Raw genomic sequence first — 20,840 nt, 5'->3', positions numbered from 1 at the left:
GGAATGATGGATCGGTGGACATCGACCTGTCGGGCCGCCGGGCCCTCGTCTCCGGATCCAGCCAGGGCATCGGGCTGGCGATCGCCACGGAACTCGCCCGCGCGGGTGCCGCCGTCGTCGTGAACGGACGCGGAGACGACAAGACCCGGCATGCCGCCCGGTCCATCACCGACCGGCTGCCGGACGCGGACGTCACCGCCGTCGCCGCCGACCTGGCGACGGCGGAGGGCGCCGCCGAGCTCCGCGACCGGGTGCCCGACGTGGACATCCTCGTGAACAACCTCGGCATCTTCGGCGCCCGGCCCGTCCTGGAGATCGACGACGACGAGTGGCGCCGGTACTTCGAGGTCAACGTCCTGTCGGCCGTCCGCCTCACCCGCACGTACCTGCCCGGCATGATGGAGCGCCGCTGGGGCCGCGTGCTCAACATCGCCAGTGACTCGGCGGTCGTCATCCCCGCCGAGATGGTGCACTACGGGATGACCAAGACGGCGCTGCTGGCGGTCACCCGAGGCTTCGCGAAGGCGGCCGCGGGCACCGGCGTCACGGTCAACTCGGTCATCGTCGGTCCCACCCGCACCCCGGGCGTCGAGGTCTTCGTCGGCGAGCTCGTCGGCGAGGACGTGCCCTGGGACGAGGCCGAACGCCGCTTCATGCGCGAGCACCGGCCGGGCTCCCTCATCCAGCGGCTCATCGAGCCCACCGAGATCGGCAACGTGGTCGTCTATCTGAGCTCGGAGTTCTCCTCGGCGACGACCGGCGGCGCCGTCCGCGCCGACGGCGGATACGTCGACTCGATCCTCCCCTGAGCCCCCGGCCCGGCCACGAGCATTCCCGTCATACGCCGAGTCCGGGCGTGGAATGCAGGAGTTCGCCGCCTTTCCAGACACCGAGGACGTGTTCCTCCCGGCCGAGCCGAGGCGTTCGAGCGGCCGGAACGCAGCGGCGTGTCGGCGGCTGGAGGCCGCGTCTCCAGCCGACGCGATATCAGCGCCGGCCGGGTAAACGATCATTAAACTACGCGGGTGCCAGAAGATGCCGAGGCCGGTAACGCGTCAGAGGACCCCGCCGAAGGCGGCGTACCGGCCCCATCACCGTGGGCGTCCCCGGACCCCGCACGCCCAGAGCCGGCGCCTCCGAATCCCGCACGCCCAGAGCCGCCGCCTCCGGATTCCGGACGACCGGACCCCGGACGTCGGGAGCTCGCGGGTGTGGATCCCGCGGCCGCGGCGAGCGGGACGCCCGGCGAGGCCCCGCCGCGACGGCGCCGGCGCCGGGCGACCGCCGTCCTCGCTGCGGCCGGCGCGGTCGGCCTCGTCGCGGGCCTGGCCGGTATGGCGCTCGAGTTCGGCCGGGCGCCGACCCGGGCGGAACGGGCCGCCGCCGGTACGAGGGAACTGGCCGCTCGCTGGCGGATTCGCACGGCGGGCGAGATCTTCCCTCCGACCGTACGGAACGCGTCCGGTCTGGAGCCCGCCTACCGGATCGGAATCGCCCAGCCCGCCGCCTGCGCGGAGGCGCTCGACGCGCAGGTCGCCCACGCGTTCATCGCACAGGGCTGTCGCGTCGTCCTCCGGGCGACGTACACGGACGCGACCCGCACGCTCCTCACGACGGTCGGGGCGGTGGTCATGCCGGACCAGGACAAGGCCGAGACCGCGATGGAGGCGTTGTCCGCAGGCGGCCACGAACGGTACGCGCTTCGGGTGGTGCCGTTCCCGGACACCGTGGCGGCCGACTGGGAGGACGCCCGGCGGCAGTTCACGGCCTACCGGTCCGGCCCCACGCCTTACGTCATCGTGCAGGTCAGCGGATGGGTCGACGGGAGGACGATGCCCGAGACCGCCGACAAGGAGCGGTTCCGGTTCGCCGACACCCTTCTGGATCACCTGTCGGGTGTCTTCGTCCCGGCGGACGACCCGTGCAAGGCGCGGGATGTCCGATGCTGACCGGCCACCGGATGAGCCGGCGCAGCCGCCGGCTCATCGGACTCGCGCTGGCGAGCCTGGTCCTCGCGGCCGCGGGCGCGCCGCGGCCGGCCCACGCGGACACGGACGATCTGCAGGTACGCCTCATGGCCGAGACGCTGCTGGCCCAGGACATCACCAAAGGTCACGGTGTCACCGTGGCGGTCCTGAGCACGGGGGTCGATCCGCACACGCGCACGAGGTCCGGCACACTCCGGCCGGGAACGGACCTCGTCGGCCTGCCGCATCCGAAACGGCTCGAGGGCACGCTGATCGCCTCGTTCCTCGGTGGCAGCCGCCTGTCGTCGGATCTGCCCGGGCTGGCTCCCGCCGTCGACATCCTGCCCGTCCGGGTAGCACCGGATGACGGCGAGCACGGGGCGGACGACTGGTGGGGCGGCAGCCGCGTCTGTGACGCCCTCGCGCGGGGCATCCGGTATGCCGCCGACCACGGCGCCGACGTGGAGCTCGTCAGCGCCGCCTGCTGGGGTTACGACTATGAGCAGAAGCAGATGGAGACGGCGCTGGACCAGGCCCGGAGCAGGAACGTCGTGGTGGTGGCCCCGAACGAACCGGTCGGCGATGGTGATTGGCCGCCGTTGCCGGCCGCCGTGCCGGGCGTCATCGGTGTCGGCACGCTCGCGAAGGACGGCACGCGATGGTCGAAGTTCTCCGCCAAGAGCAGTGTCACCCTGGTGTCCGCGCCCGGCGCGCGTACTCCCGGCGTCGGGCCGGGAGGACGACCCGGGTGGACGTTCTGGGGAGTCCCGCCCGCTGTGACGTGGGTGGCGGCCACCGCCGCGCTGGTCCGATCGGAGTTCCCGCATCTGTCGCCGGCCCAGGTGGCCCAGGCGATGGCGGTCTCCGCTCACCACCCGAAGAACGGATATAACGCCGATATCGGATTCGGTGTCGTCAACCCTTTGCAGGCGCTCGTCGCGGCCAAGAAAATCGAGGCACGACCGGCCCCCCTGACCGCACCAGGAGTCCCCGATAGCGCGCATTTCGGCCGCCCGGGGACGATCGGCGCCGTACGGCACGATCCCGCCCTGCTGGCCGGTCTCGGCGGGCTCATCCTCGTGAGCGCCGGCGCGCTCGTCGCCACCGTGGTCCGGCTGCGCGGCGGCCGTCGTACCGGCGAGGCCGCAGCGTCTTATCCCTGGACCTCCGCGACCTGATACAGCCGGATATCCGCCGAGATAGGAGTTAAGACTATTTAGTTTTCCGGCTCTGACAAGCCTTGTTGCGCCGATCCTCCGGACTTAAGATCAGGCCGACCTGATCCGGGACAGAGACGTCCCGCCAGAGGAAGGCCCCGCCATGCCGTTCCGTATCCTCGCCCCTGCCCTTATCGGTGCCGGCACGCTCGCCCTCTCCGTCGCCGCGACCCCCGCCGCCGGCGCGTCGGCCGCGACCGCTCCCCAGCGCGCCGCCCTGGCCACGACCACCCTCTACTACGACGACAGCCAGGCCGCGGAGTTCAAGAGCGCCGTGGTCGCCGGCGCGCAGGTGTGGAACTCCAACGTCCACAACGTCCGGCTGGTCGAGGCCACCTCCGGCACGACCGCTCAGATCCGGGTCATCGCCTTCGACGGATGGCCGCAGTCGACGCTCGGTCCGGTACGGCCCGGCGGGCGCGGCACGGTCTACTTCGGCCGCGAGGCGGTCGACGAGGGGTACGACACGACGCGCATCGCCGCTCATGAGCTCGGCCACATCCTCGGGCTTCCGGACGCGAAGCCCGGCCCGTGCTCGTCCCTCATGTCGGGTTCGACGGGTGGCGTCTCGTGCACCAACGCCACGCCGAACGTCTCGGAGCGCGCCGCCGTCGAGGCGAACTACGGCGGCTCGGCGGTCACCGCGGCGCAGCCCTACGCGGACGGGACCGTGACGGACGCCCCGTGACCGCCTGACCGCCCGTGCGGCGGTCATCGTGGTCGAGGTGGCGGGTGCTCCGGGACGTCCGGAGCACCCGCCACCCCTGTCAGGGTCATCGCGCTTCATGAAATACTCTTCGGTAAACGACGTCAGAGGTCGTCGGCTGAACGGCGCTCGCCTCCCGGAGGGGAGCCGGCCGTGGTCATCGCAGCGCCGACCCGAGCCGCCCGTTCCGCCATCCCGCACCCCGACCTCGAATCGAGGAACTCCGCACCGTGTTCACCCGCCAGGACGACGAGCAGGCCCCGGCCGCCCCGGGCCCCGCAGGACGGGCAGCCGGAAGCGGAGTGTCCCGCCAGTCCGTGAACATCCTCGTCGTCGAGGACGACCCGGGCGACCAGATGCTGATCCAGGAGGCGTTCTGCGACTCCGACGACGGCCCGCCGCCCCGGCTGGCGATCGTCGAGGACGGTCAGGAGGCGCTCGACTTCCTGCACCGACGGGGTGAGCACACCGGCGCGTCCCGGCCGGATCTCGTCCTGCTCGATCTGAACCTCCCGAAGTACAGCGGACGCGCGGTGCTGGAGCAGATCAAGACCGACACGGAGCTGCGGTCGATCCCGGTGGTCATCTTCACGACGTCCGCCAGCTCCGACGACGTCGCCGCGACCTACCTCCTGCACGCCAACGCGTACGTCACCAAACCCGTCGACCTCGACGGCTTCACCAGCACCGTTCAGCAGATCAACAGCTTCTTCACCCGGACCGCGCGCCTGCCGGACCCGTCGGCGGCCGCCTGAGCCGGCCGAACATGTTCGCTACCGTTGGCGCATGACAGGTCGATCCACGGCACCGCGCAGCCGCCGGGAACGGCCGGCCAAGCCGGCCCTGACCCGGGACGGCATCGTCGCCGCCGCGGTGGAGATCCTCCAGGCCGAGGGCCTGCGGCGCGTCACGATGCGGCGCCTGGCCCAGGACCTCGACACCGGGCCGGCGTCGCTGTACGTCTACGTCCGCGACACCGCGGAGTTGCACGCCGCGATCCTCGACCGGCTCCTCCGAGCCGTGGATCTCGGGCCGGTCAACGCCGCGGGCGACTGGCGTGAGCGCCTTGAGGCGGTGCTCACCTCCTACCTGACCGTGCTGTTCGAGCATCCCGGCCTGGCCCAGGCCGCGCTGGTGGCCCGACCTCACGGAGAGCACTATCTGAACCTCACCGAGGCGCTGCTCGCCCTCCTCGACGAGGGCGGCGTTCCGTCCGGCCAGGCGGCGTGGGGCGTGGACCTGCTCCTGCAGTACGCCACGGCGACCGCTGCCGAGCACGCGCCGCGCGCCGGAGGCGACGTCGCCGAGTCCGAGGAGGACTGGGCCGCCCTGCGCGACGCCGTGCGCGGCGCCTCACCCACCGCCCGCCCCCATCTCGCCGCCGTCGCCGACGACCTGCTCGCCGGTGCGCCCGAGACCCGAGTGTCCTGGGGATTCCGCACGTTGATCAACGGGATCGCGCAGACTCCCCGGCCCTGATCGAGTCCCCCCGCAGGAGGTTCGCGGCGGCGGGTCAGCGCGCCCCGGCGAACAGGTCGAGCACGCCGTGCGGGGCGTCCGGGCGGAAGGACAGGTCGAGGCTCGCCACCGATCCGGCGGCGGCGGTCTCGGCGCGCGGGAACATCGACCGCTCGTAGGCGGCCAGCGCGGCCTCGGTGTCGCCGGGATACGCGGCCAGGGCCTCGCCGAGCTCGGCGCCGTCGAGCAGGGCGATGTTCGCGCCTTCGCCGGCGAACGGCGGCATCAGGTGCGCGGCGTCGCCGAGCAGGGTCACGCCGGGAACACGCTCCCAGCGATGACCGACCGGCAGGGTGTACAGCGGTCGCGGGACCAGCGCCCCGTCGGCGTCGGCGATCAGCGCCCGCAGCCTCTCGTCCCAGCCGGCGAAGTGGTCCAGCAGGGCCGCCTTGGCGGCTTCGACGTCGGAGAAGTCGATCGCCGCGAGGGTGCCGGCCGGGGTCCGCAGCGCGATGTATACGTGCAGGCCCCCCTCGGGCTCGCGGTGCGCCAGGAAGCCCCTTCCCGGGCCGAGCGCCTGGGCGAAGCCGCCTCCGGCATGGGCGCGATCCGGGACGACGCCTCGCTCGGCCGCAAGCTTTGCGCATCTGACCAGATATCTACGCAGGTCAGACGAACCTCACCTTCTCGGCGGGGCACGGCAAATGGTGCGGACATGTCTCGGCACGGAGGAGGCGTGCCGGATGCTGATCACGGCACTGGTGGCACCTGTGAGCATTCCGATCGCGGCCCTGCTCCTGGTCCTGGGACTGGCCAAGCTGGAGCGGGTACTCGTCGACGAGGGCGACCGGCCCGTACCCGAGGCCGACCGGCCGGAGACGCGGACCGAGAGCGCCGACGCCGCGTCGGCCTGACCTGACCCGCCGGACACCCGGCGACCGGCGGAGACGTCGGCTAGGGTCGCGCTGATGCCGTAACGCGATGCCACGGGAGGACCGCCCCGCCATGGAGATCTGGATCAACCCACGCTGTTCGAAGTGCAGGTCGGCGATCTCGCTTCTGGACGCCGAGGGGGCGGACTACACGGTGCGGCGCTACCTGGATGAGCCTCCCACGCGGCAGGAGCTCGAAGAGGTCCTGGGCCGGCTCGGCCTCGAACCGTGGGACATCGCCCGTACCGGTGAGGCCGTCGCCCGCGAGCTGGACCTGGCGTCCTGGGAGCGGGAGCCCGCCGCCCGCGACCGGTGGCTCGACGCCCTGGTCGCGCACCCGATCCTGATCCAGCGGCCGATCATCACCGCCGACGACGGCACGGCGGTGATCGGCCGCACTCCCGAGTCCGTCAGGTCGGTCCTGGACTGACCCCTCCGTGGGCCCGCACCACCGGGGAGGGGCCCACAAAGGATCCGGGTCAGAAGTGGATGTAGTTCCCGACACTGCTCGCGCTGATCGTCCGGGTGTCGTAGTTGTGCGCGCTGAGGTAGTTGTACTCCTCGACCAGGATCGTTCCGTCGCTGTTGACCCGGGCGACGTAGGCGACGTGCCCGTACGTGCCGGTGTTCCACTGCGCGACGGCCCCGACCTTGGCGGTGTGGTCGACCCTGACCCCGGCGGCCGAGGCGGCGTTGTCCCAGTTGATGGCGTTGCCCCAGTGGACGCCCCCGTAGGAGTTGGTGAAGTCCACGCCGAGCCGCTGACGGACCCGCCACGCGGCGAACGAGACGCACTCGCGCTTGTAGAAGTTCCACGGGTCCGCTTCGCTCGACGAGTCGGACTTGTAGGGGTAGTCGTCGGTGACCGTCTGGATGCAGGGCGGTGCGACGGTGCCGTCCGAACCGGTGTAGACGTAGGCGTCCGCGACGTAGCCGGCCGGGCTGGTGATCTTGTCCCAGACGCTGCTGGTGCCGTACGTGCCGGTGACCGTCGTCCCGCGCGTCTGGCACGTGATGGTGACGCTGGTCCCGTCCGCCACGCTGCCGGTCGCCGTGTAGCCGGTGCCCGCACCGGAGCGCACGGTGAGGGCGACACCGCTGGTGTTGACCGTGCCGGTCGCCGCACTCGCGGCCGACACGCCCACCAGCATGACCCCGGCCACGGTCGCCGCGACCGTCAGCCCGCCTCTCCTGATCCACGCCATGCCCGACCCCTTTCTGACGGAAGATCCGATCAGAACGTAAGTGATCAACTGACACGCTGGAATCGGCGAATGTGACAAATTAACGGCCCTCGGCTGGCAACCTGATGCCCCCGCAGGGGATCGGGGCTCAGCCGGCGGTGAAGTGGACGCCGGAGAACCCGGCGCGCCACGCGGTCACCTCGGCCGCGACCGTCTCCGGCTCGGTGTCCGGGTCGAGGCCACGCGCGATGAACGACGCCAGCACCGGCATGTCCGCCTCCGTCATGCCGAGCCGCACGATCTCGGGAGTGCCGACGCGCAGACCGTTCACGTCCCCGTCGACGGGCGCCGTCGGCAGGCCGATACCGCAGGCCAGGAGGTTCGCCCGGCGCAGCCGGCGCGCGGCCCGCTGCCCGCCGCCGTACCGGTGGGCGAGGACCGCGAACTGGTGCGACCGGGTCGCGCCCCGGTCGGCGGCGAAGACCGGCACGCCCAGGGCCGTGAGCTCCCCGGCGAGGCGGGCGGCGGCCGCGGCCATCGTCTCGGCGTACGCCCGTCCGGCAGCCTTCCAGTCGAGCATGGTCACGGCCAGCGCGGCGGTCCGCCCGGCGTCGAAGTTCGCGGTCAGCCCGGGATAGGCGATCGCGTCGAGGCGCTCGGCGAGCTCGGGGTCGTCGGTGACGATCAGGCCGCCCGCCGGGCCGCCCAAACTCTTGTACGTGCTCATGGTGATCAGGTGCGCCCCCTCGGCGAGGGGCTGGGGCCACACCCGCCCGGCGACCATGCCGCAGAGGTGAGCGGCGTCGAAGAGCAGGCGCGCGCCGACGGAGTCCGCGACCTCCCGGATGGCGGCGACGGGGTGCGGGAACAGGTTCAGGCTGCCGCCGATCGTGATCAGCGCCGGGCGCGTCTCCTCGGCCAGCGCGCGCAGCACGGCGACGTCCACCGTGTAGCCGTCGGCGGCCACGGGCGCCGGCACGGTGGTGAGCCCGTACAGCCCCGCCGCGCCCGGACCGTGGTGGGTGACGTGGCCGCCGATGTCGGCCGGCGGCGCGATGATCGTGTCGCCGGGACGGCAGGTCGCCATGAAGGCGTAGAGGTTGGCCAGCGCGCCCGAGCCGACCCGGACCTCGGCGTACCGCGCGCCGAACACCTCGGCCGCGAGCTCGGCGGCGATGATCTCGATCTGCTCGATGGCCTCCAGGCCCGTCTCGTACTTGTCCCCCGGGTAGCCCAGCGAGGCCCGTGAGCCGAGCCCGGCCGCCAGCATCGCCTCGGCCCGCGGGTTCATGACGTTGGTGGCGGGATTGAGATTGATCGATTCGACGTCGTGGATGCGGTGGTTCTCGGCGACGAGCCCGTCGAGGGCGGCCAGCACGGCGGGGACGGGCCGGCTCGCGACCGACTCCGATACCTCCCGCACGCGCTCTTCGCTCGGTGCCGGGACCCAGGGGCGGGAGGCGAGGGAACGTGCCATCGGGCGATCTCCTGGTGAACTGCGGGACGGCGGCCACGCGAGCGGCCCGTACGCGGCGACGGTAGATCGCGGCGGCCGCGCGGCGCATCGGATGAACGCCCTGACCTGCGCACGGTCGTTCCTACACTTGTCGGAAGACGAGCGGCGGGAGGTCCGGTGGAGGCGAGCGGCGGGATCCAGGCGAGGCTGGACGCGCTGGCCGCCCGCATCGGGCACGGCGTGTCCGTCGACGACCCGGAGGGCCGGCTCGTCGCCTACAGTGCGCACGAGGCCGGTGCCGACGCCGCGCGCATCGCCGCGATCCTGACCCGGCAGGTCGCCCCCGCGATCCAGGACTGGCAGAACCGGCACGGCATCGCCGAGGCGACCGGACCGGTCCGTGTCCCCGCCAACCCCGCGCTGGGGATGGCACCACGGCTCTGCGTTCCCATCCGCGGGGACCGCCGCTGCCTCGGGTACCTGTGGGTCCTGGAGTCGGACGGGCCGCTGGACGACCCCGCGATCACCGAGGCGCTCCGCTGCGCCCATGACCTCGCCGGCGCCCTCACCCCGGGCGCCCCCGCCGACGGCGGCGTGGACGGCCTCGTCCGGCGGCTGGTCGGCGAGGACTCCGGCACCGACGTACGGGACCGGCTGGCGGCGGCCGTCCCGGCGCTGGTCGGCGCGCGGATCCAGGTGTGCGCCGCCGTGCCGTACCGGCCGGAGAACGAGAGCGTCGCCGCGCTCACCTCCGCGGACTTCCGGCGTCTCATCGCCGGGATGTCCCGCGCGCTGCGCCCGCACCCCGCCTACGTCGGGTCGTTCGTCGGCGCCACGCACGCGGTGGTACTGCTCCGGCATCCGGCGGACCGCCCTCCGGCCGCGGACGCGATCCATCGGGTCGCCGAGGCCGTGGGCGGCGGGCCCTCTCCGGACGGGACACGGCTCCCGGTCGCCGGTGAGTCCCCGCGGGACGGAACGCGGCTCGCGGTCGGCGGCGGGGCCCCGCCGGACGGGACGCGGTTCGCCGTGGGCGCCAGTGAGCCGGTTCCCTTCGCCGCCGGTACGGCGCGCGCCGCGCACGCCCAGGCGCTCGCCGCGGCCGAGCTCACCGTGCTGGACCCCGCGCTGCCCGAGCCCCTGTCCTGGTCCGAGCTCGGGCCGTACCGCGCCCTGCTGCGGATGCCGCCGGCGGACGCCGAGGACGCGCTGGCGCCGCTCGACCGGGCCGGGGCCTCGGGCGACACGCTGACGCGGACCCTGGAGACCTACCTCGACCTGGGCGGCGACGCCCAGCGCACGGCCGCCCGGCTGCGCCTGCACCGGACGAGCCTGTACTACCGGCTGGGCCGGATCGCCGACCTCCTCGGCGCCGACCTCGGGGACGGCCTCGTACGGCTGGACCTGCACCTCGCGCTGAAGAGCCGCCGCCTCGCCCGGCGGACGCTCACCTGACCCCTGGGGCCGCGCCCCGGCGGCCGGTCAGGCGGGGCGGCACCAGGGGCCGGTCGGCGCCACGGGCCGCTGGTCGCGGGCCACGGCGGCGCGGTGCTCGCGGGGGCTGACACCGCGGACCCGCTTGAACGCGGCGCTCAGCGCGAACGGGCTGCCGTATCCGACCCGCCCCGCGACCTGGCCGATGCTGAGGCCGGGGTCGCGCAGCAGGTCGGCGGCGAGCGCGAGACGCCAGGCGGTCAGGTAGGCCATCGGGGACTCGCCGACGAGTGCGGTGAACCGGCGGGCCAGGGCCGCCCGAGAGACCTTGGTGGCGGCGGCCAGCCCCGCCACCGTCCACGGGCGCTCCGGGGCGTCGTGCAGGAGTCGCAGGGCCGCGCCGACGACCGGGTCGCTCTGGGCGCGGTACCACCGCGGCGGATCGGCCTCGGGCCGGGAGAACCACGTGCGCAGGGCGGCGACCAGCAGCAGGTCGAGGAGCCGGTCCAGGACGGCGTCCTGGCCGGGCTCCTCCTTGACGACCTCCGCGGCGAGCAGGGGCACGAGCGGGCCGTCCCACGCGTCGTGCCGCAGGACGATCAGCGGGGGCAGCGCGTCCAGCAGCGGACGGCAGATCTCGCTCAGCACTTGGTAGGTGCCGGTGACCAGCACCGTGACGCCCTCGGCGGCGTTCCCCCAGGTGCGGACGCCGAGCTCCCCCAGGTCCGACAGCTCGCCGCCGTCCGGGGTGGTGCAGCGCTGGCCGGGATGGATGACCGCCTGCGGGGCCGTGGCCGGGTCGTCGGCGAAGGTGTACGGGTCGGGGCCGCGCAGGATCGCGACGTCACCGGGGCCCAGCTCGGTCGCCCCGCCGCTCTCGGGGATCACCCAGGCCGTGCCGCGCACGGTCGCCACGAGCGTGAGCGGCGCCTCGTCCCGCACGCGCAGCGACCAGGGCGGTGTGAGGGAGGAGCGGAGCAGGAAGGCCCCCTGCGCCCGGGGCCCGTTCAGGAGGCCGGCCACGATGTCCATGCCGCGACTGTAGACGAACACGCATGAATCAGAGAGCTTCGGCCATGGGCAGTCTCACTTTCGGGTCGTTGAATCGAGCCATGACACAGAAGAGCCTCCAGACCGTCCTCCTCATGGCGGCGACCGTCACCACCGGGCTCATGGCCGGGCTGTTCGCCGCGTTCGCGTACGCGGTCATGCCCGGGCTGCGGGACAGCTCCGACCGCTCGTTCGTCGAGGTGATGCAGAACGTCAACAAGGCGATCCTCAACGGCTGGTTCATGTCCTGCTTCGTCGGCTCGCTGATCCTCCTCATCGGCGCGGCCCTGCTGGCCTGGCGTGGGCACGGACGGCAGGCCCTCCCCTGGATCGTCGCCGCCCTGGCCTTCTACCTGCTGATGTTCCTCATCACCAGCGGGGTGAACGTCCCGCTGAACGACCGGCTCGCCAGGGCCGGCGACCCCCGGCACATCGCCGACCTCGCCGCCGTACGGCAGCGGTTCGAGGCCCGGTGGGTCACCTGGAACGTCGTGCGCGCGGTCGCGAACCTCGCCGCCTTCGCCTGCCTCGTCTGGGCCCTGGTCGTGTACGGCGCGCACCGCGACGACGCGCGCCGCGACGGCCCGCGCGCCGCCGGCCTGCCCTCGGCCGCGACGGAGGACGCGGCCTTCACGAGCCGGTCCCGGCCCGTGACGGGTGACGTGGCCTCCGCAGGCCGGTTCCCGGCCGCGGCAGGGGACGTGGCGCGAAAGGCGGGGTACGCGACGTCCTGGGCGCCGCCCGGAGGCCGCCGGCTGTGAGAGGCTGTGCGCGGCGAGCGGACGGCCGGCCGGCGGGCGTCTCGCCGCCTCCTGCGACGCTGCGAGGAGTGGGAGTTGACCGGTACGGCGCACGACTTCCTGGCCGTGGCCCGTTCGGCGGCGGGCCTGCTGCGCGACCCGGCGGTGGCCGCCCGGTGGAACGGGCCGAGCGCGCTCCCGGAGTTCCGGGTGAGCGGTCTCGCCGGTCACCTCGCCTACCAGGTCCTCGCCATCCCGCGGATCCTGGCACAGCCGGTCCCGCACGAGCCGACGATCCCCCTGCTGGAGCACTACGCCCGCGTGGACTGGATCGACGCCGGCCCCGACGCCGACATCAACGTCCGCATCCGGCGGGGCGGCGAGGAGGCCGCGGCCGGCGGACCGGAGGCGCTGGCGGCGGAGGTGGACGCCGTCGTCGAGACGTTGACCGGCGACCTCGCGTCCGCGCCGGACCGGCCGGTGCGGATCCCGTTCTGGGGGCCGTGGTCGCTGACGCTGGACGACATGCTGATCAGCCGGATGATGGAGCTGGCCGTCCACTCCGACGACCTCGCGGTCAGCGTGGGGGTCCCGGCGCCGGCGCTCCCGGAGAGCGCCGTCGAGACGGTGGTCGACCTGCTGACCCGCCTGGCCGTGCGCCGGCACGGCCCGACCGGCGTGCTGCGCGCCCTGAGCCGCGCCGAGCGGGCCCCGGCCTCGATCGCGGCGTTCTGACGGCCGGGCACCGAGCCAGACCAGAGAGGAACCACGGATGGACGACGACAAGGAACTCCGGCGGCGCTTCGAGACGCTGACCACCGCACACGTGGCGGACGCGTGCATCCGCGCCGGCCTGCCCGTGCGCTGCGCCCCCGCCGCGATGAGCGCCGTGGAGCCCGGCACCCGCCTGCTGGGCCGCGCGCGCCCCGCCCGGCATCTCGGCAGCGTGGACATCTTCCTGGAGGCGTTCGAGGGCGCGGCGCCCGGCGAGGTGCTGGTGGTCGACAACGACGGGCGTCTCGACGAGGCGTGCGTCGGCGACCTGGTCGTCCTGGAGGCCGCGGCGGCCGGGCTGACGGGCATCGTGATCTGGGGCCTGCACCGCGACACCGCCGACATCCGGGCGATCGGGCTGCCGGTCTTCAGCCTGGGGGCGATCTCCACCGGCCCGCTCAGCCTCCGCGACCGTCCGGTGGACGCGCTCGCGTCGGCCACCGTGGGCGACCAGACGGTGAGCACCGAGGACCTCGTGCTCGGCGACGACGACGGCGTGCTGTTCGTCCCGGCCGCCGAGGCCGAGCGCCTCCTGACGATCGCCGAGCGCATCCGCGACACCGAGCGGGCGCAGGCCGAGCGGATCCGCGCGGGCGTCTCCCTGCGCGAGCAGGTGGGCTTCGCCGCCTACCTCACCGCGCGCGGCGAGACGCCGTCGCTGACGTTCCGCGAGCACCTGCGCTCCGTGGGCGGCGCCATCGAGGAGTGAACGAGCGCCCGTCGCCCCGGGGGAATCGGGATGAGGCGGGCCCGGTGGCGATGTTACGGTTCCGGAGCCGGTCGCGGGACTGCGGTGCGACTTCCGGAACCCGCCTATGAAGCGACGATTCGCAGCTCGTGCCCCCACTCCCCGACCGGCGCTCCCCTCCCTCCCCCCGGAAGGTGCGGACCGTGGCGCGTGCCGAGACCAGCGCGGACTTGATCGCCGCGGAGGACGTCCTGTTGTTCGTCAACGCGGCGATCACGTCGACGGGCCAGCGCGAGTTCCACTCCGGTGCCGATGAGCAGAGCCTCTCGCTGGACTTCCTGCACGAGTACGTGCTCGGCAACTACCGCGATCTGTACGCCGCGACGCTGGCCCTGGACGTCAACGACCACAACGCGGTGCTCATCGCGCGGAATCTCCTGGTCACCGCGGCCGAGGCGAGCGCCGAACAGCGCCGCGCCGAGGGCCGGCTGATCGCCCGGCGGCTCGCCCTGCTGCCTCCGCAGCGCGTGTACGGCCTGTTCCGGCGGTTGCGCCGTGCCCGGGTCAACAACCGGCGGACGCGGGCGATCATGCGGGACTGGCTGGCGGCCCGCCCCGACCCGGCGTTCGACGCGGTGAAGTACCGCGCGGCGGTCAAGGACGCGGTCCGGCACGCGCACCTGGCGCCCGCCGGCGAGCTGGGCCCCTTCCTGTTCACCCCGCACCGGCCGGCCGCGTACCGCACGCCGATCCTGGAGACCTGGCGGCGCGCCCACTACGAGCAGGCCGCGATGTACGACCTGCCGTACACCGTGGCGGAGGGGTTCGCGGCCCGGCACGGCGTCCCGCGTGGCGCGTTCCTGCAGCGTGTCGCGCCCCGGCTCACCCGCCTCGAACGGCTGCGCCTGCAGGAGTCCGCGCGCGGTCTGGGGGCCGAGGCCGTACGGGCCGACCTGGGAACGATGCCGCTGACCCGGCTGGCGTCGTACGTGCTCGGCCTCTCTCTGGAGGACCGGCGGAACCGCCGCGACGAGCTCACGGCGGCGCTGCGCACGGCGGCCCGCCGTGCGGCGGGCGAGGAGGCGGGCCGCTGGGGGACCGTGGCCGCGGTGCTCGACGACAGCTTCTCGGCGTACGGCTCGGGTCAGAAGCGCCGCCGGCCGCTCGCCGTCGCGCTGGCCTGTCACTTCCTGCTGGAGGCGCTGGCCGCGGAGTACACGCCACTGTGGCTGTCCGGCCGCGCCGACGCACTGTCGGTCCGGCCGTACGGGCCGACGCCGCTCGGCGAGCGGATCCTCGACGCGCTGGAGCTCGGGACCGATCGCCTCGTCATCGTCTCCGACGGTTGGGACAACGCGCCGCCGGGTCTGGCCGGTGAGGTGCTGCGGATCTGGCGCACCCGGCTCGACCCGTCCCGCGCCTGTGCCATCGTCCACCTCAACCCGGTGTACGACGCCGCCGACTTCGACGTGCGGCGCCTCGCGCCGACCGTCCCGACCGCCGGCGTCCGGGACGCCGAGAACCTGGTCGCACTGGTCGAACTCGCGCAGTTCGCGGAGGGACGCACGGGACTGCCGGAGCTGCGCGCCCACCTGGCACGGCGCGTCGAGGACTTCCTGCGGGAGGGCCCATGACCGAGCGAAGCGAGGGAAATCGATCGGCACGGCCCCTTGGTCATGGGGCCGGCGAAGGAGGTCCCATGACCAAGGTGACGCTGAACGGCCTCACGAGCCGCCCGTCGCAGGTGTGGGGCGGGGTGCGGCTCGTGCCGCTGATCCGGGAAGAGCCGATCGAGGACCTGCGGCTGGACGCCCGGCTCTACGACGCCGACGCCGGGGTGGTCGCGGTGGACCCGCGGACGGTCTACTGCTCCTACATCCCGCACGGTTATGTGGCGACGTGGGCGGACGACGGCGCGCCGGCCGCGGCGTACGGCACCCAGCTGCGCGACGCCGCCGACCGCGACCGCGCGCCCAGGCGGATGCCGCTGCGCTTCCACCGCCGGATGGCACGGCGGCTCGACAAGAACCGGCTGCGCTTCCTCCCCCTGCACGTGGCGCTGGAGGGCTACCTGGCGCTGCACTTCGGTGGTCCCACGTTCGCCTGGAAGGAGTGGTCACGGGAGGCGATCCGCCGTGGCCTGTCGCCACGCGCGGAGGAGGCGTACACGGGCGGCGCGGTCCGGGGCCTGGCCGACGCCCTGCGGGTGTTCGAAATCCACCCGGGCCAGTGCGGCGTCCTCGTCTACGCCGCGGACGCGCTCGCCGCCGCGTTCGTGGTGCCGCATCCCGCCGACTACCGCGCACTTCACCCGACGCTGATCCACGACCTGTACGGCGAACTGATCTACCACTACGCCATGCTGGGCGGCCCGGTGCCCGCCTTCGGCGCCCGCGTCGACGACACGGCCGTGCGTTCGCTCGGCGACCTGCGGGCCGCCGCACGGGCGCAGCGGGACGAGTGGGCCGCCTTTCACGACGACGTCATGGCGGGCGGGCTGCTGGACGGCGACTACACCCGCGAGTACGTCCAGGAGGTCGGGCCGTACCGCCTGTCCCGGCTGATGCCGTCCTTCGAGCGGCATCGGGAGAACCACCTCGGTGAGCTCATCGACGACGACGCCGGGCGGCTCGCGTACCTCAAGACGTTCCGGCTGTCGGAGAACCAGGTCCGGCGCGGTCACCTGCTCACCCGGCTCGCCGCCGGCGACTGGAGCCTTTCAACGACGGCGGCCGCCATGGGCGTCACCGAGCCCGAGCTCGTCCGGCGGATCGAGGCGGCCGGGTTCGGCTACCTCCTCCGCCAGGACGTCCGCGACCACTACCGCGCCCGGACCCGCCGGGACGCGGCAGAGCGCGAACGCTAGAGGCCCTAAAGCTCGACCTGGGTGCCCATGACGACGGTGCGGTCCTCCGGGAGACGGAAGTACTCGGCGGGGCTCGCCGCGTTTTTGGCCAGGGTGAGGAACAGCCGCTTGCGCCACCGGCTCATGCCCGGCTCATGCGTGAGGCGCAGCGTGCCGCGCGACAGGAAGTACGAGGCCTGGTCGGGGTCGATGTCGAGGAGTTCGGCGTCCCGGGGGGCCGCCTGGGACGCGGCGAGCCGCAGGGCGCTGGGGATGTCCTGGTCGTCCTGGAAGCCGTACTTAACGGTGAGGTGCACGATCCCGTCGTCCCGGTAGCCCAGGTCGTCCACGCTGATCCGCTGTTCGCGCGGGACATGGGGGATGGTGTCGTACGTCACCGAGACGATCACGACGTGCTCGTGCACGACGTGGTTGTGGTCCAGGTTCGCCCGCAGCGCCAGGGGCGTCGTCTCCTTGCCCGGGTGCGGGAACACCGCGGTGCCGGGCACGCGCGGCACCTTGGTCGTGCGGAGCTTCCGCACGAGTTCGGGCAGCGCGCCCTCCTTGTCGACCCGGCGAGCGGTGACGATCTCGCGTCCCCGTTCCCACGTCTTCATGACGGTGAACACGGAGACCGCGATCAGCAGGGGCAGCCAGCCGCCGTGCGTGACCTTCGTCAGGTTGGCCGCGAAGTAGGTGATCTCGGCGCCGCCGATCGCGACGCCGATCAGCACGAGCCGCCACATCGGCCACCGCCACTCCGCCCGCGCGATGACCAGGAAGAGGATCGTCGTGATGATCAGTGTCCCGGTGACCGCCACGCCGTACGCCGTCGCCAGGTGCTCGGACGACTTGAAACCGAACATCAGCGCGAGCACGCCGATGAACAGGATCCAGTTGACCGCGGGCACGTACACCTGCCCGATCTCGCGCGGCGAGGTGTGCCGGATCCGCAGGTACGGCAGGAATCCGAGCCGTACGGCCTGGCGCGAGACCGAGAACGCCCCGGTGATCACGGCCTGGGAGGCGATCACCGTCGCCGCGGTCGCGAGGATCACCATGGGCAGCCGTGCCCAGCCCGGGAGCAGCAGGAAGAACGGGTTGGCGACGCTCTTGGGGTCGCGCAGGATCAGCGCGCCCTGGCCCAGGTAGTTCAGCGTGAGCGCCGGGAACACCACGCCGAACCAGGCGCGCCGGATCGGCTTCCGGCCGAAGTGCCCCATGTCGGCGTACAGCGCCTCGGCACCGGTGATCGCCAGAACCACCGCGCCCATCGCGATGAAGGCGACGTACGGGTGCCGCAGCACGAAGGCGCCGGCGTAGGTCGGCGAGAGCCCGAGCAGGATGCCCGGCTTCCGGACCACCTCCCCGACCCCCGCGACGGCGATCGCCGCGAACCAGAGCACCATGACCGGCCCGAACAGGCTGCCGACGCGGTGTGTGCCCCACCGTTGCGCGACGAACAGCAGGGTCAGGATCGTCGCCGCGATCGGCAGGACCAGGTGGGACACGGCGGGGCTGGAGACCTTCAGGCCCTCCACCGCCGACAGCACCGAGATCGCCGGTGTGATCACGCTGTCGCCGTAGAACAGCGAGGCGCCGAACACGCCGAGGGCCATCGCCACCACGGCCTTGCCGCGCACGCCGCCGAGCACCCGCCGCACCAGGGCGGCGAGCGCCATCACGCCGCCCTCTCCCTCGTTGTCGGCGCGCAGGATGAAGATCACGTACTTCACCGACACGATCAGCGTGACCGACCAGAACACCATGGAGATCACGCCGTAGACGTCGCCGCTCGTCGGGCGGACGGCCCCGTTGTCGATGCGGAACACCGTCTGGAGGGAGTACAGCGGGCTGGTGCCGATGTCGCCGTAGACGACGCCGAGGGCACCCAGCATCAGCGCCAGGAGCCCGGACCGGTGCTCGGACGAGCCCGGCCCGGACGTGGACGCGGTGTCCCGCACCGCAGAATCGGCCATGAGGCAATACCTACCTGACGGCGATCCGGCCACACGCAGCCGGGTCCGGGATGCGCCCCTGACCTCAGACGGCGTCAGGCCGTGTGCTGGTACGCCGAGTAGGTCAGATACCCCGCGTCGCCGCCCTGGTAGTACGTGGCCTCGTCGACGGGGGCGATCGGTAGCCCGATGCGCAGGCGCTCGACCAGGTCGGGGTTGGCGAGGAACGCGCGCCCGAAACTGATCAGCTCGGCCCCGAGCCCGAGCCAGTGGTCGGCGTCCTCCCGGCTCGTCTGCTTCGGCCCCATCGGAAGGACCGGGTTCATGATCAGGGTTCCCGGCCAGGCACGGCGCAGTGCGACCAGCACCTCTTCCTCGGCGGTGGCCTCCAGGTGGACGTACGCGAGGTCCAGACGGGCCAGCTCGGTCAGCAGCGCGCTGTAGAGCTCGGGAACGTCGGTCTCCTCGACGCCCCAGAACGTCCCACCCGGGGAGAGCCGGATACCGGTCCTGGCCGCGCCGACGGCCTCGACGGTCGCGGCCACCGCCTCGACGGCGAACCGGATCCGGTTCGCGACCGAGCCTCCGTAACGGTCCGTGCGCAGGTTCGCGTTGGACGAGAGGAACTGGGAGATCAGGTAGCCGTTGGCGCCGTGCAGCTCCACGCCGTCGAACCCGGCCTCGACGGCCCGGCGGGCGGCCTCGGCGTACGACCGGGCGTGCTCGGGCACCTCGGCGGTCTCCAGGGCGCGTGGCATGGGCGCGGGCTTCGGCCCGGTCGGGGTGAACACGTCGCCGACGGCGGGGACGGCCGAGGGCCCGACCGGCCGCAGGCCGGTGGTGTCGGAGTGCGAGACCCGGCCGCCGTGCATGATCTGGGCGAAGATCCGCCCACCGTTGGCGTGCACGGCGTCGGTCACGGGCCGCCAGGAGGCGACCTGCTCATCGGTGTGCAGGCCCGGCGTGCCGGGGTTGGACTGGCCGATCAGGCTGGGCTGCACGCCCTCGCTGATGATCAGCCCGGCGGTCGCCCGCTGGGCGTAGTACGTGGCCATCGACGGTGTCGCCAGGCCGCCGGCGGCGGCCCGGACCCGCGTCATCGGCGCCATCACGAGCCGGTTCGGCAGCGTCAGGTCACCGAGCCGGTAGCTGCTGAAAAGGGTCGTCATCTCAGGACTCCTCCGCTCCGCCGTGCCCGGATCTCGGGCACGGCGATACGCTAAAACCTGACATTGACGTCAGAGGCAAGCGTTGTGGCGCGAGTCACAACCGGGGAGGGACGACGACATGCGCATCGGGGAACTCGCCGCACGGACCGGCGTCAGTGTCCGGTCCCTGCGCTACTACGAGGAGCAGGGCCTGCTCACCAGCGTCCGCAGCGCCAGCGGGCAACGGCACTACACGGAGGACGACGTCGAGCGGGTGGGGTTCATCCAGCGCATGTACACCGCGGGCCTGTCCAGCCGCACCATCGCCGAGGTGCTGCCCTGCGTCGACGCGCCGAGCGAGGAGCACTCCGACGCCGCGCTGGAGCGGATGGCCCAGGAGCGTGACCGGCTGTCCGAGCACATCACCGAGCTCATCCGCGCGCGGGACGCGCTCGACAACCTGGTGGCCATCGCACGAGCGCACCGCGAAACGCTGCGCACGCCGGCGGCCCGCTGATCACTCCGGCACCGGCTGATCGATCAGCCCCGGCAACGCGCGCAGCGACGTGATCTCATGGCGGGGAGCCGGGTCCCCGGGCCGGCGCGCCGCACCGGCCCGATTGAGCCAGACACCGGCGCCCAACCGGGCGTTCCGGGCGCCGAGGACATCGGTGGCGAGGCTGTCGCCGACGTGCCACACCGACTCCGGCCCGACGCCCAACCGGCAAAGGGCCAGGTCGAAGATCGCCCGATCCGGCTTCGCGACGCCGACCTCGGCGGACACGACGATCTCGTCGAAGTGACGGTCGAGCCCCGTCGCCGTCAGCTTGTCCCGCTGGGCGTCGGCGGGGCCGTTGGTGACGACGGCCAGGGCGTCGACGCGCCCCCGGAGGGCGCCGAGGACCTCCAGGACGTCGTCGAACAGCCGGTAACCGCCCTTACGGTCGCGCACGTAGAGGTCGAGCGCGCGTTCGGCGATGCTCTCGCTCTCGCACCCGCACGCCGAGAGGGCGCGCCGCCAGAGTTCTCCCCAGATGGCGCGGGCCTCAGGGGATCCACTCGGCGAGCGCGCGATCGTCCCCTCGGTCCCTCCCAGGTGGCCGGCGTAGGCACCGGTGTACGCGTCGAACAGCCGATCGCCGTTGAGCTCCGCCGCATCGGCCGTCAGCGCCGCGCACACCCGGCGTACGGTCGCGTGCCACGCCGCCCGGTCGTAGTCGATGAGCGTCGCGTCGAGGTCGAAGAACACCGCCCGGATCGACCCCACCCGGGCATCCTAGTGC

At 73.0% G+C, this 20,840-nt stretch carries 22 protein-coding genes; 15 read left to right on the top strand and 7 right to left on the bottom strand.

Features of this window, described 5'->3' with window-relative positions:
* The first annotated feature begins 14 nt into the window (after window positions 1-14).
* The 6 genes from NE234_RS12890 (at window position 15) to NE234_RS12865 (ending at window position 5,369) form a co-directional block, all read left to right on the top strand.
* A complete protein-coding gene (locus tag NE234_RS12890) occupies window positions 15-809 on the top strand; it encodes an SDR family NAD(P)-dependent oxidoreductase (protein WP_252779189.1) in 795 nt (264 codons plus the stop codon).
* Between the two features lie 402 nt (window positions 810-1,211).
* Window positions 1,212-1,949, top strand: a complete 738-nt coding sequence (locus NE234_RS12885) for a hypothetical protein (protein ID WP_252779188.1) — start codon at window positions 1,212-1,214, stop codon at window positions 1,947-1,949.
* Window positions 1,943-3,145 carry a S8 family serine peptidase gene (locus NE234_RS12880; RefSeq protein WP_252779187.1) on the top strand — a complete coding sequence of 401 codons (1,203 nt, stop codon included), beginning with the start codon at window positions 1,943-1,945 and terminating at the stop codon, window positions 3,143-3,145. The genes NE234_RS12885 and NE234_RS12880 overlap by 7 nt, the downstream gene beginning before the upstream one ends.
* A gap of 142 nt (window positions 3,146-3,287) precedes the next feature.
* Window positions 3,288-3,872, top strand: coding sequence for a snapalysin family zinc-dependent metalloprotease (locus NE234_RS12875; protein ID WP_252779186.1), 585 nt, complete (start codon window positions 3,288-3,290; stop codon window positions 3,870-3,872).
* 248 nt (window positions 3,873-4,120) lie between these two features.
* Complete coding sequence (locus NE234_RS12870) at window positions 4,121-4,645, top strand: response regulator (RefSeq protein WP_308206881.1); 525 nt, start codon at window positions 4,121-4,123, stop codon at window positions 4,643-4,645.
* Window positions 4,646-4,676: 31 nt separating this feature from the next.
* Entirely contained in the window at window positions 4,677-5,369 is a 693-nt protein-coding gene (locus NE234_RS12865) for a TetR/AcrR family transcriptional regulator (RefSeq protein ID WP_252779185.1), read from the top strand.
* Between the two features lie 34 nt (window positions 5,370-5,403).
* Here the strand turns inward: NE234_RS12865 and NE234_RS12860 are convergent, their stop codons facing one another.
* Entirely contained in the window at window positions 5,404-5,664 is a 261-nt protein-coding gene (locus tag NE234_RS12860; RefSeq protein ID WP_252779184.1) for an FAD-dependent oxidoreductase, read from the bottom strand.
* Window positions 5,665-6,091: 427 nt separating this feature from the next.
* On the opposite strand from NE234_RS12860, the gene NE234_RS12855 reads away from it, so the two are divergent.
* Together NE234_RS12855 and NE234_RS12850 are read left to right on the top strand one after the other, a co-directional pair.
* Window positions 6,092-6,262, top strand: coding sequence for a hypothetical protein (locus NE234_RS12855; protein WP_252779183.1), 171 nt, complete (start codon window positions 6,092-6,094; stop codon window positions 6,260-6,262).
* 91 nt (window positions 6,263-6,353) lie between these two features.
* On the top strand, window positions 6,354-6,710 hold the full coding sequence (locus tag NE234_RS12850) for an arsenate reductase family protein (protein ID WP_252779182.1): 357 nt from the start codon (window positions 6,354-6,356) through the stop codon (window positions 6,708-6,710).
* A 49-nt stretch (window positions 6,711-6,759) separates the two neighbouring features.
* Here the strand turns inward: NE234_RS12850 and NE234_RS12845 are convergent, their stop codons facing one another.
* The gene (locus NE234_RS12845; protein WP_252779181.1) at window positions 6,760-7,485 is read right to left on the bottom strand and encodes a CHAP domain-containing protein; all 726 of its coding nucleotides are present in this window, start codon (window positions 7,483-7,485) and stop codon (window positions 6,760-6,762) included.
* Between the two features lie 127 nt (window positions 7,486-7,612).
* The gene (locus tag NE234_RS12840) at window positions 7,613-8,941 is read right to left on the bottom strand and encodes a serine hydroxymethyltransferase (protein ID WP_252779180.1); all 1,329 of its coding nucleotides are present in this window, start codon (window positions 8,939-8,941) and stop codon (window positions 7,613-7,615) included.
* A gap of 156 nt (window positions 8,942-9,097) precedes the next feature.
* Between NE234_RS12840 and NE234_RS45295 the strand changes: the two genes are divergently transcribed.
* Window positions 9,098-10,375 (top strand): PucR family transcriptional regulator, encoded by a 1,278-nt coding sequence (locus NE234_RS45295; RefSeq protein ID WP_252779179.1) that lies wholly within the window; start codon window positions 9,098-9,100, stop codon window positions 10,373-10,375.
* Window positions 10,376-10,402: 27 nt separating this feature from the next.
* Here NE234_RS45295 and NE234_RS12830 read toward each other — a convergent pair whose 3' ends face one another.
* The gene (locus tag NE234_RS12830; RefSeq protein WP_252779178.1) at window positions 10,403-11,386 is read right to left on the bottom strand and encodes an AraC family transcriptional regulator; all 984 of its coding nucleotides are present in this window, start codon (window positions 11,384-11,386) and stop codon (window positions 10,403-10,405) included.
* 80 nt (window positions 11,387-11,466) lie between these two features.
* Here NE234_RS12830 and NE234_RS12825 point away from each other — a divergent pair, with 80 nt between their 5' ends.
* The 5 genes from NE234_RS12825 to NE234_RS12805 all read left to right on the top strand — a co-directional run bounded on the left by NE234_RS12825 (window position 11,467) and on the right by NE234_RS12805 (window position 16,472).
* Window positions 11,467-12,165 (top strand): anthrone oxygenase family protein, encoded by a 699-nt coding sequence (locus NE234_RS12825; RefSeq protein ID WP_252779177.1) that lies wholly within the window; start codon window positions 11,467-11,469, stop codon window positions 12,163-12,165.
* A gap of 75 nt (window positions 12,166-12,240) precedes the next feature.
* Window positions 12,241-12,879, top strand: coding sequence for a maleylpyruvate isomerase N-terminal domain-containing protein (locus NE234_RS12820; protein ID WP_252779176.1), 639 nt, complete (start codon window positions 12,241-12,243; stop codon window positions 12,877-12,879).
* Window positions 12,880-12,916: 37 nt separating this feature from the next.
* A complete protein-coding gene (locus NE234_RS12815) occupies window positions 12,917-13,627 on the top strand; it encodes an RraA family protein (protein ID WP_252779175.1) in 711 nt (236 codons plus the stop codon).
* A gap of 182 nt (window positions 13,628-13,809) precedes the next feature.
* The gene (locus NE234_RS12810; RefSeq protein WP_252779174.1) at window positions 13,810-15,240 is read left to right on the top strand and encodes a hypothetical protein; all 1,431 of its coding nucleotides are present in this window, start codon (window positions 13,810-13,812) and stop codon (window positions 15,238-15,240) included.
* Window positions 15,241-15,305: 65 nt separating this feature from the next.
* On the top strand, window positions 15,306-16,472 hold the full coding sequence (locus NE234_RS12805) for an ARPP-2 domain-containing protein (protein WP_252779173.1): 1,167 nt from the start codon (window positions 15,306-15,308) through the stop codon (window positions 16,470-16,472).
* Between the two features lie 5 nt (window positions 16,473-16,477).
* Here NE234_RS12805 and NE234_RS12800 read toward each other — a convergent pair whose 3' ends face one another.
* A complete protein-coding gene (locus NE234_RS12800; protein ID WP_252779172.1) occupies window positions 16,478-18,430 on the bottom strand; it encodes a potassium transporter Kup in 1,953 nt (650 codons plus the stop codon).
* 74 nt (window positions 18,431-18,504) lie between these two features.
* Entirely contained in the window at window positions 18,505-19,578 is a 1,074-nt protein-coding gene (locus NE234_RS12795) for an alkene reductase (RefSeq protein WP_252779171.1), read from the bottom strand.
* Window positions 19,579-19,696: 118 nt separating this feature from the next.
* On the opposite strand from NE234_RS12795, the gene NE234_RS12790 reads away from it, so the two are divergent.
* Window positions 19,697-20,074 (top strand): MerR family transcriptional regulator, encoded by a 378-nt coding sequence (locus tag NE234_RS12790; protein WP_252779170.1) that lies wholly within the window; start codon window positions 19,697-19,699, stop codon window positions 20,072-20,074.
* Here NE234_RS12790 and NE234_RS12785 read toward each other — a convergent pair whose 3' ends face one another.
* Window positions 20,075-20,824, bottom strand: a complete 750-nt coding sequence (locus tag NE234_RS12785) for an HAD family hydrolase (protein WP_252779169.1) — start codon at window positions 20,822-20,824, stop codon at window positions 20,075-20,077. It lies immediately after the preceding gene.
* Between the last annotated feature and the right edge of the window lie 16 nt (window positions 20,825-20,840).

Origin of the sequence: Actinoallomurus rhizosphaericola (genome assembly GCF_024055675.1) — a bacterium.
In the GTDB taxonomy this organism is placed as follows: Bacteria; Actinomycetota; Actinomycetes; order Streptosporangiales; family Streptosporangiaceae; genus Actinoallomurus; species Actinoallomurus soli.
The sequence above is the reverse complement of the archived record's forward strand: the minus strand, read 5'-3'. Positions and strand labels throughout refer to the sequence as shown.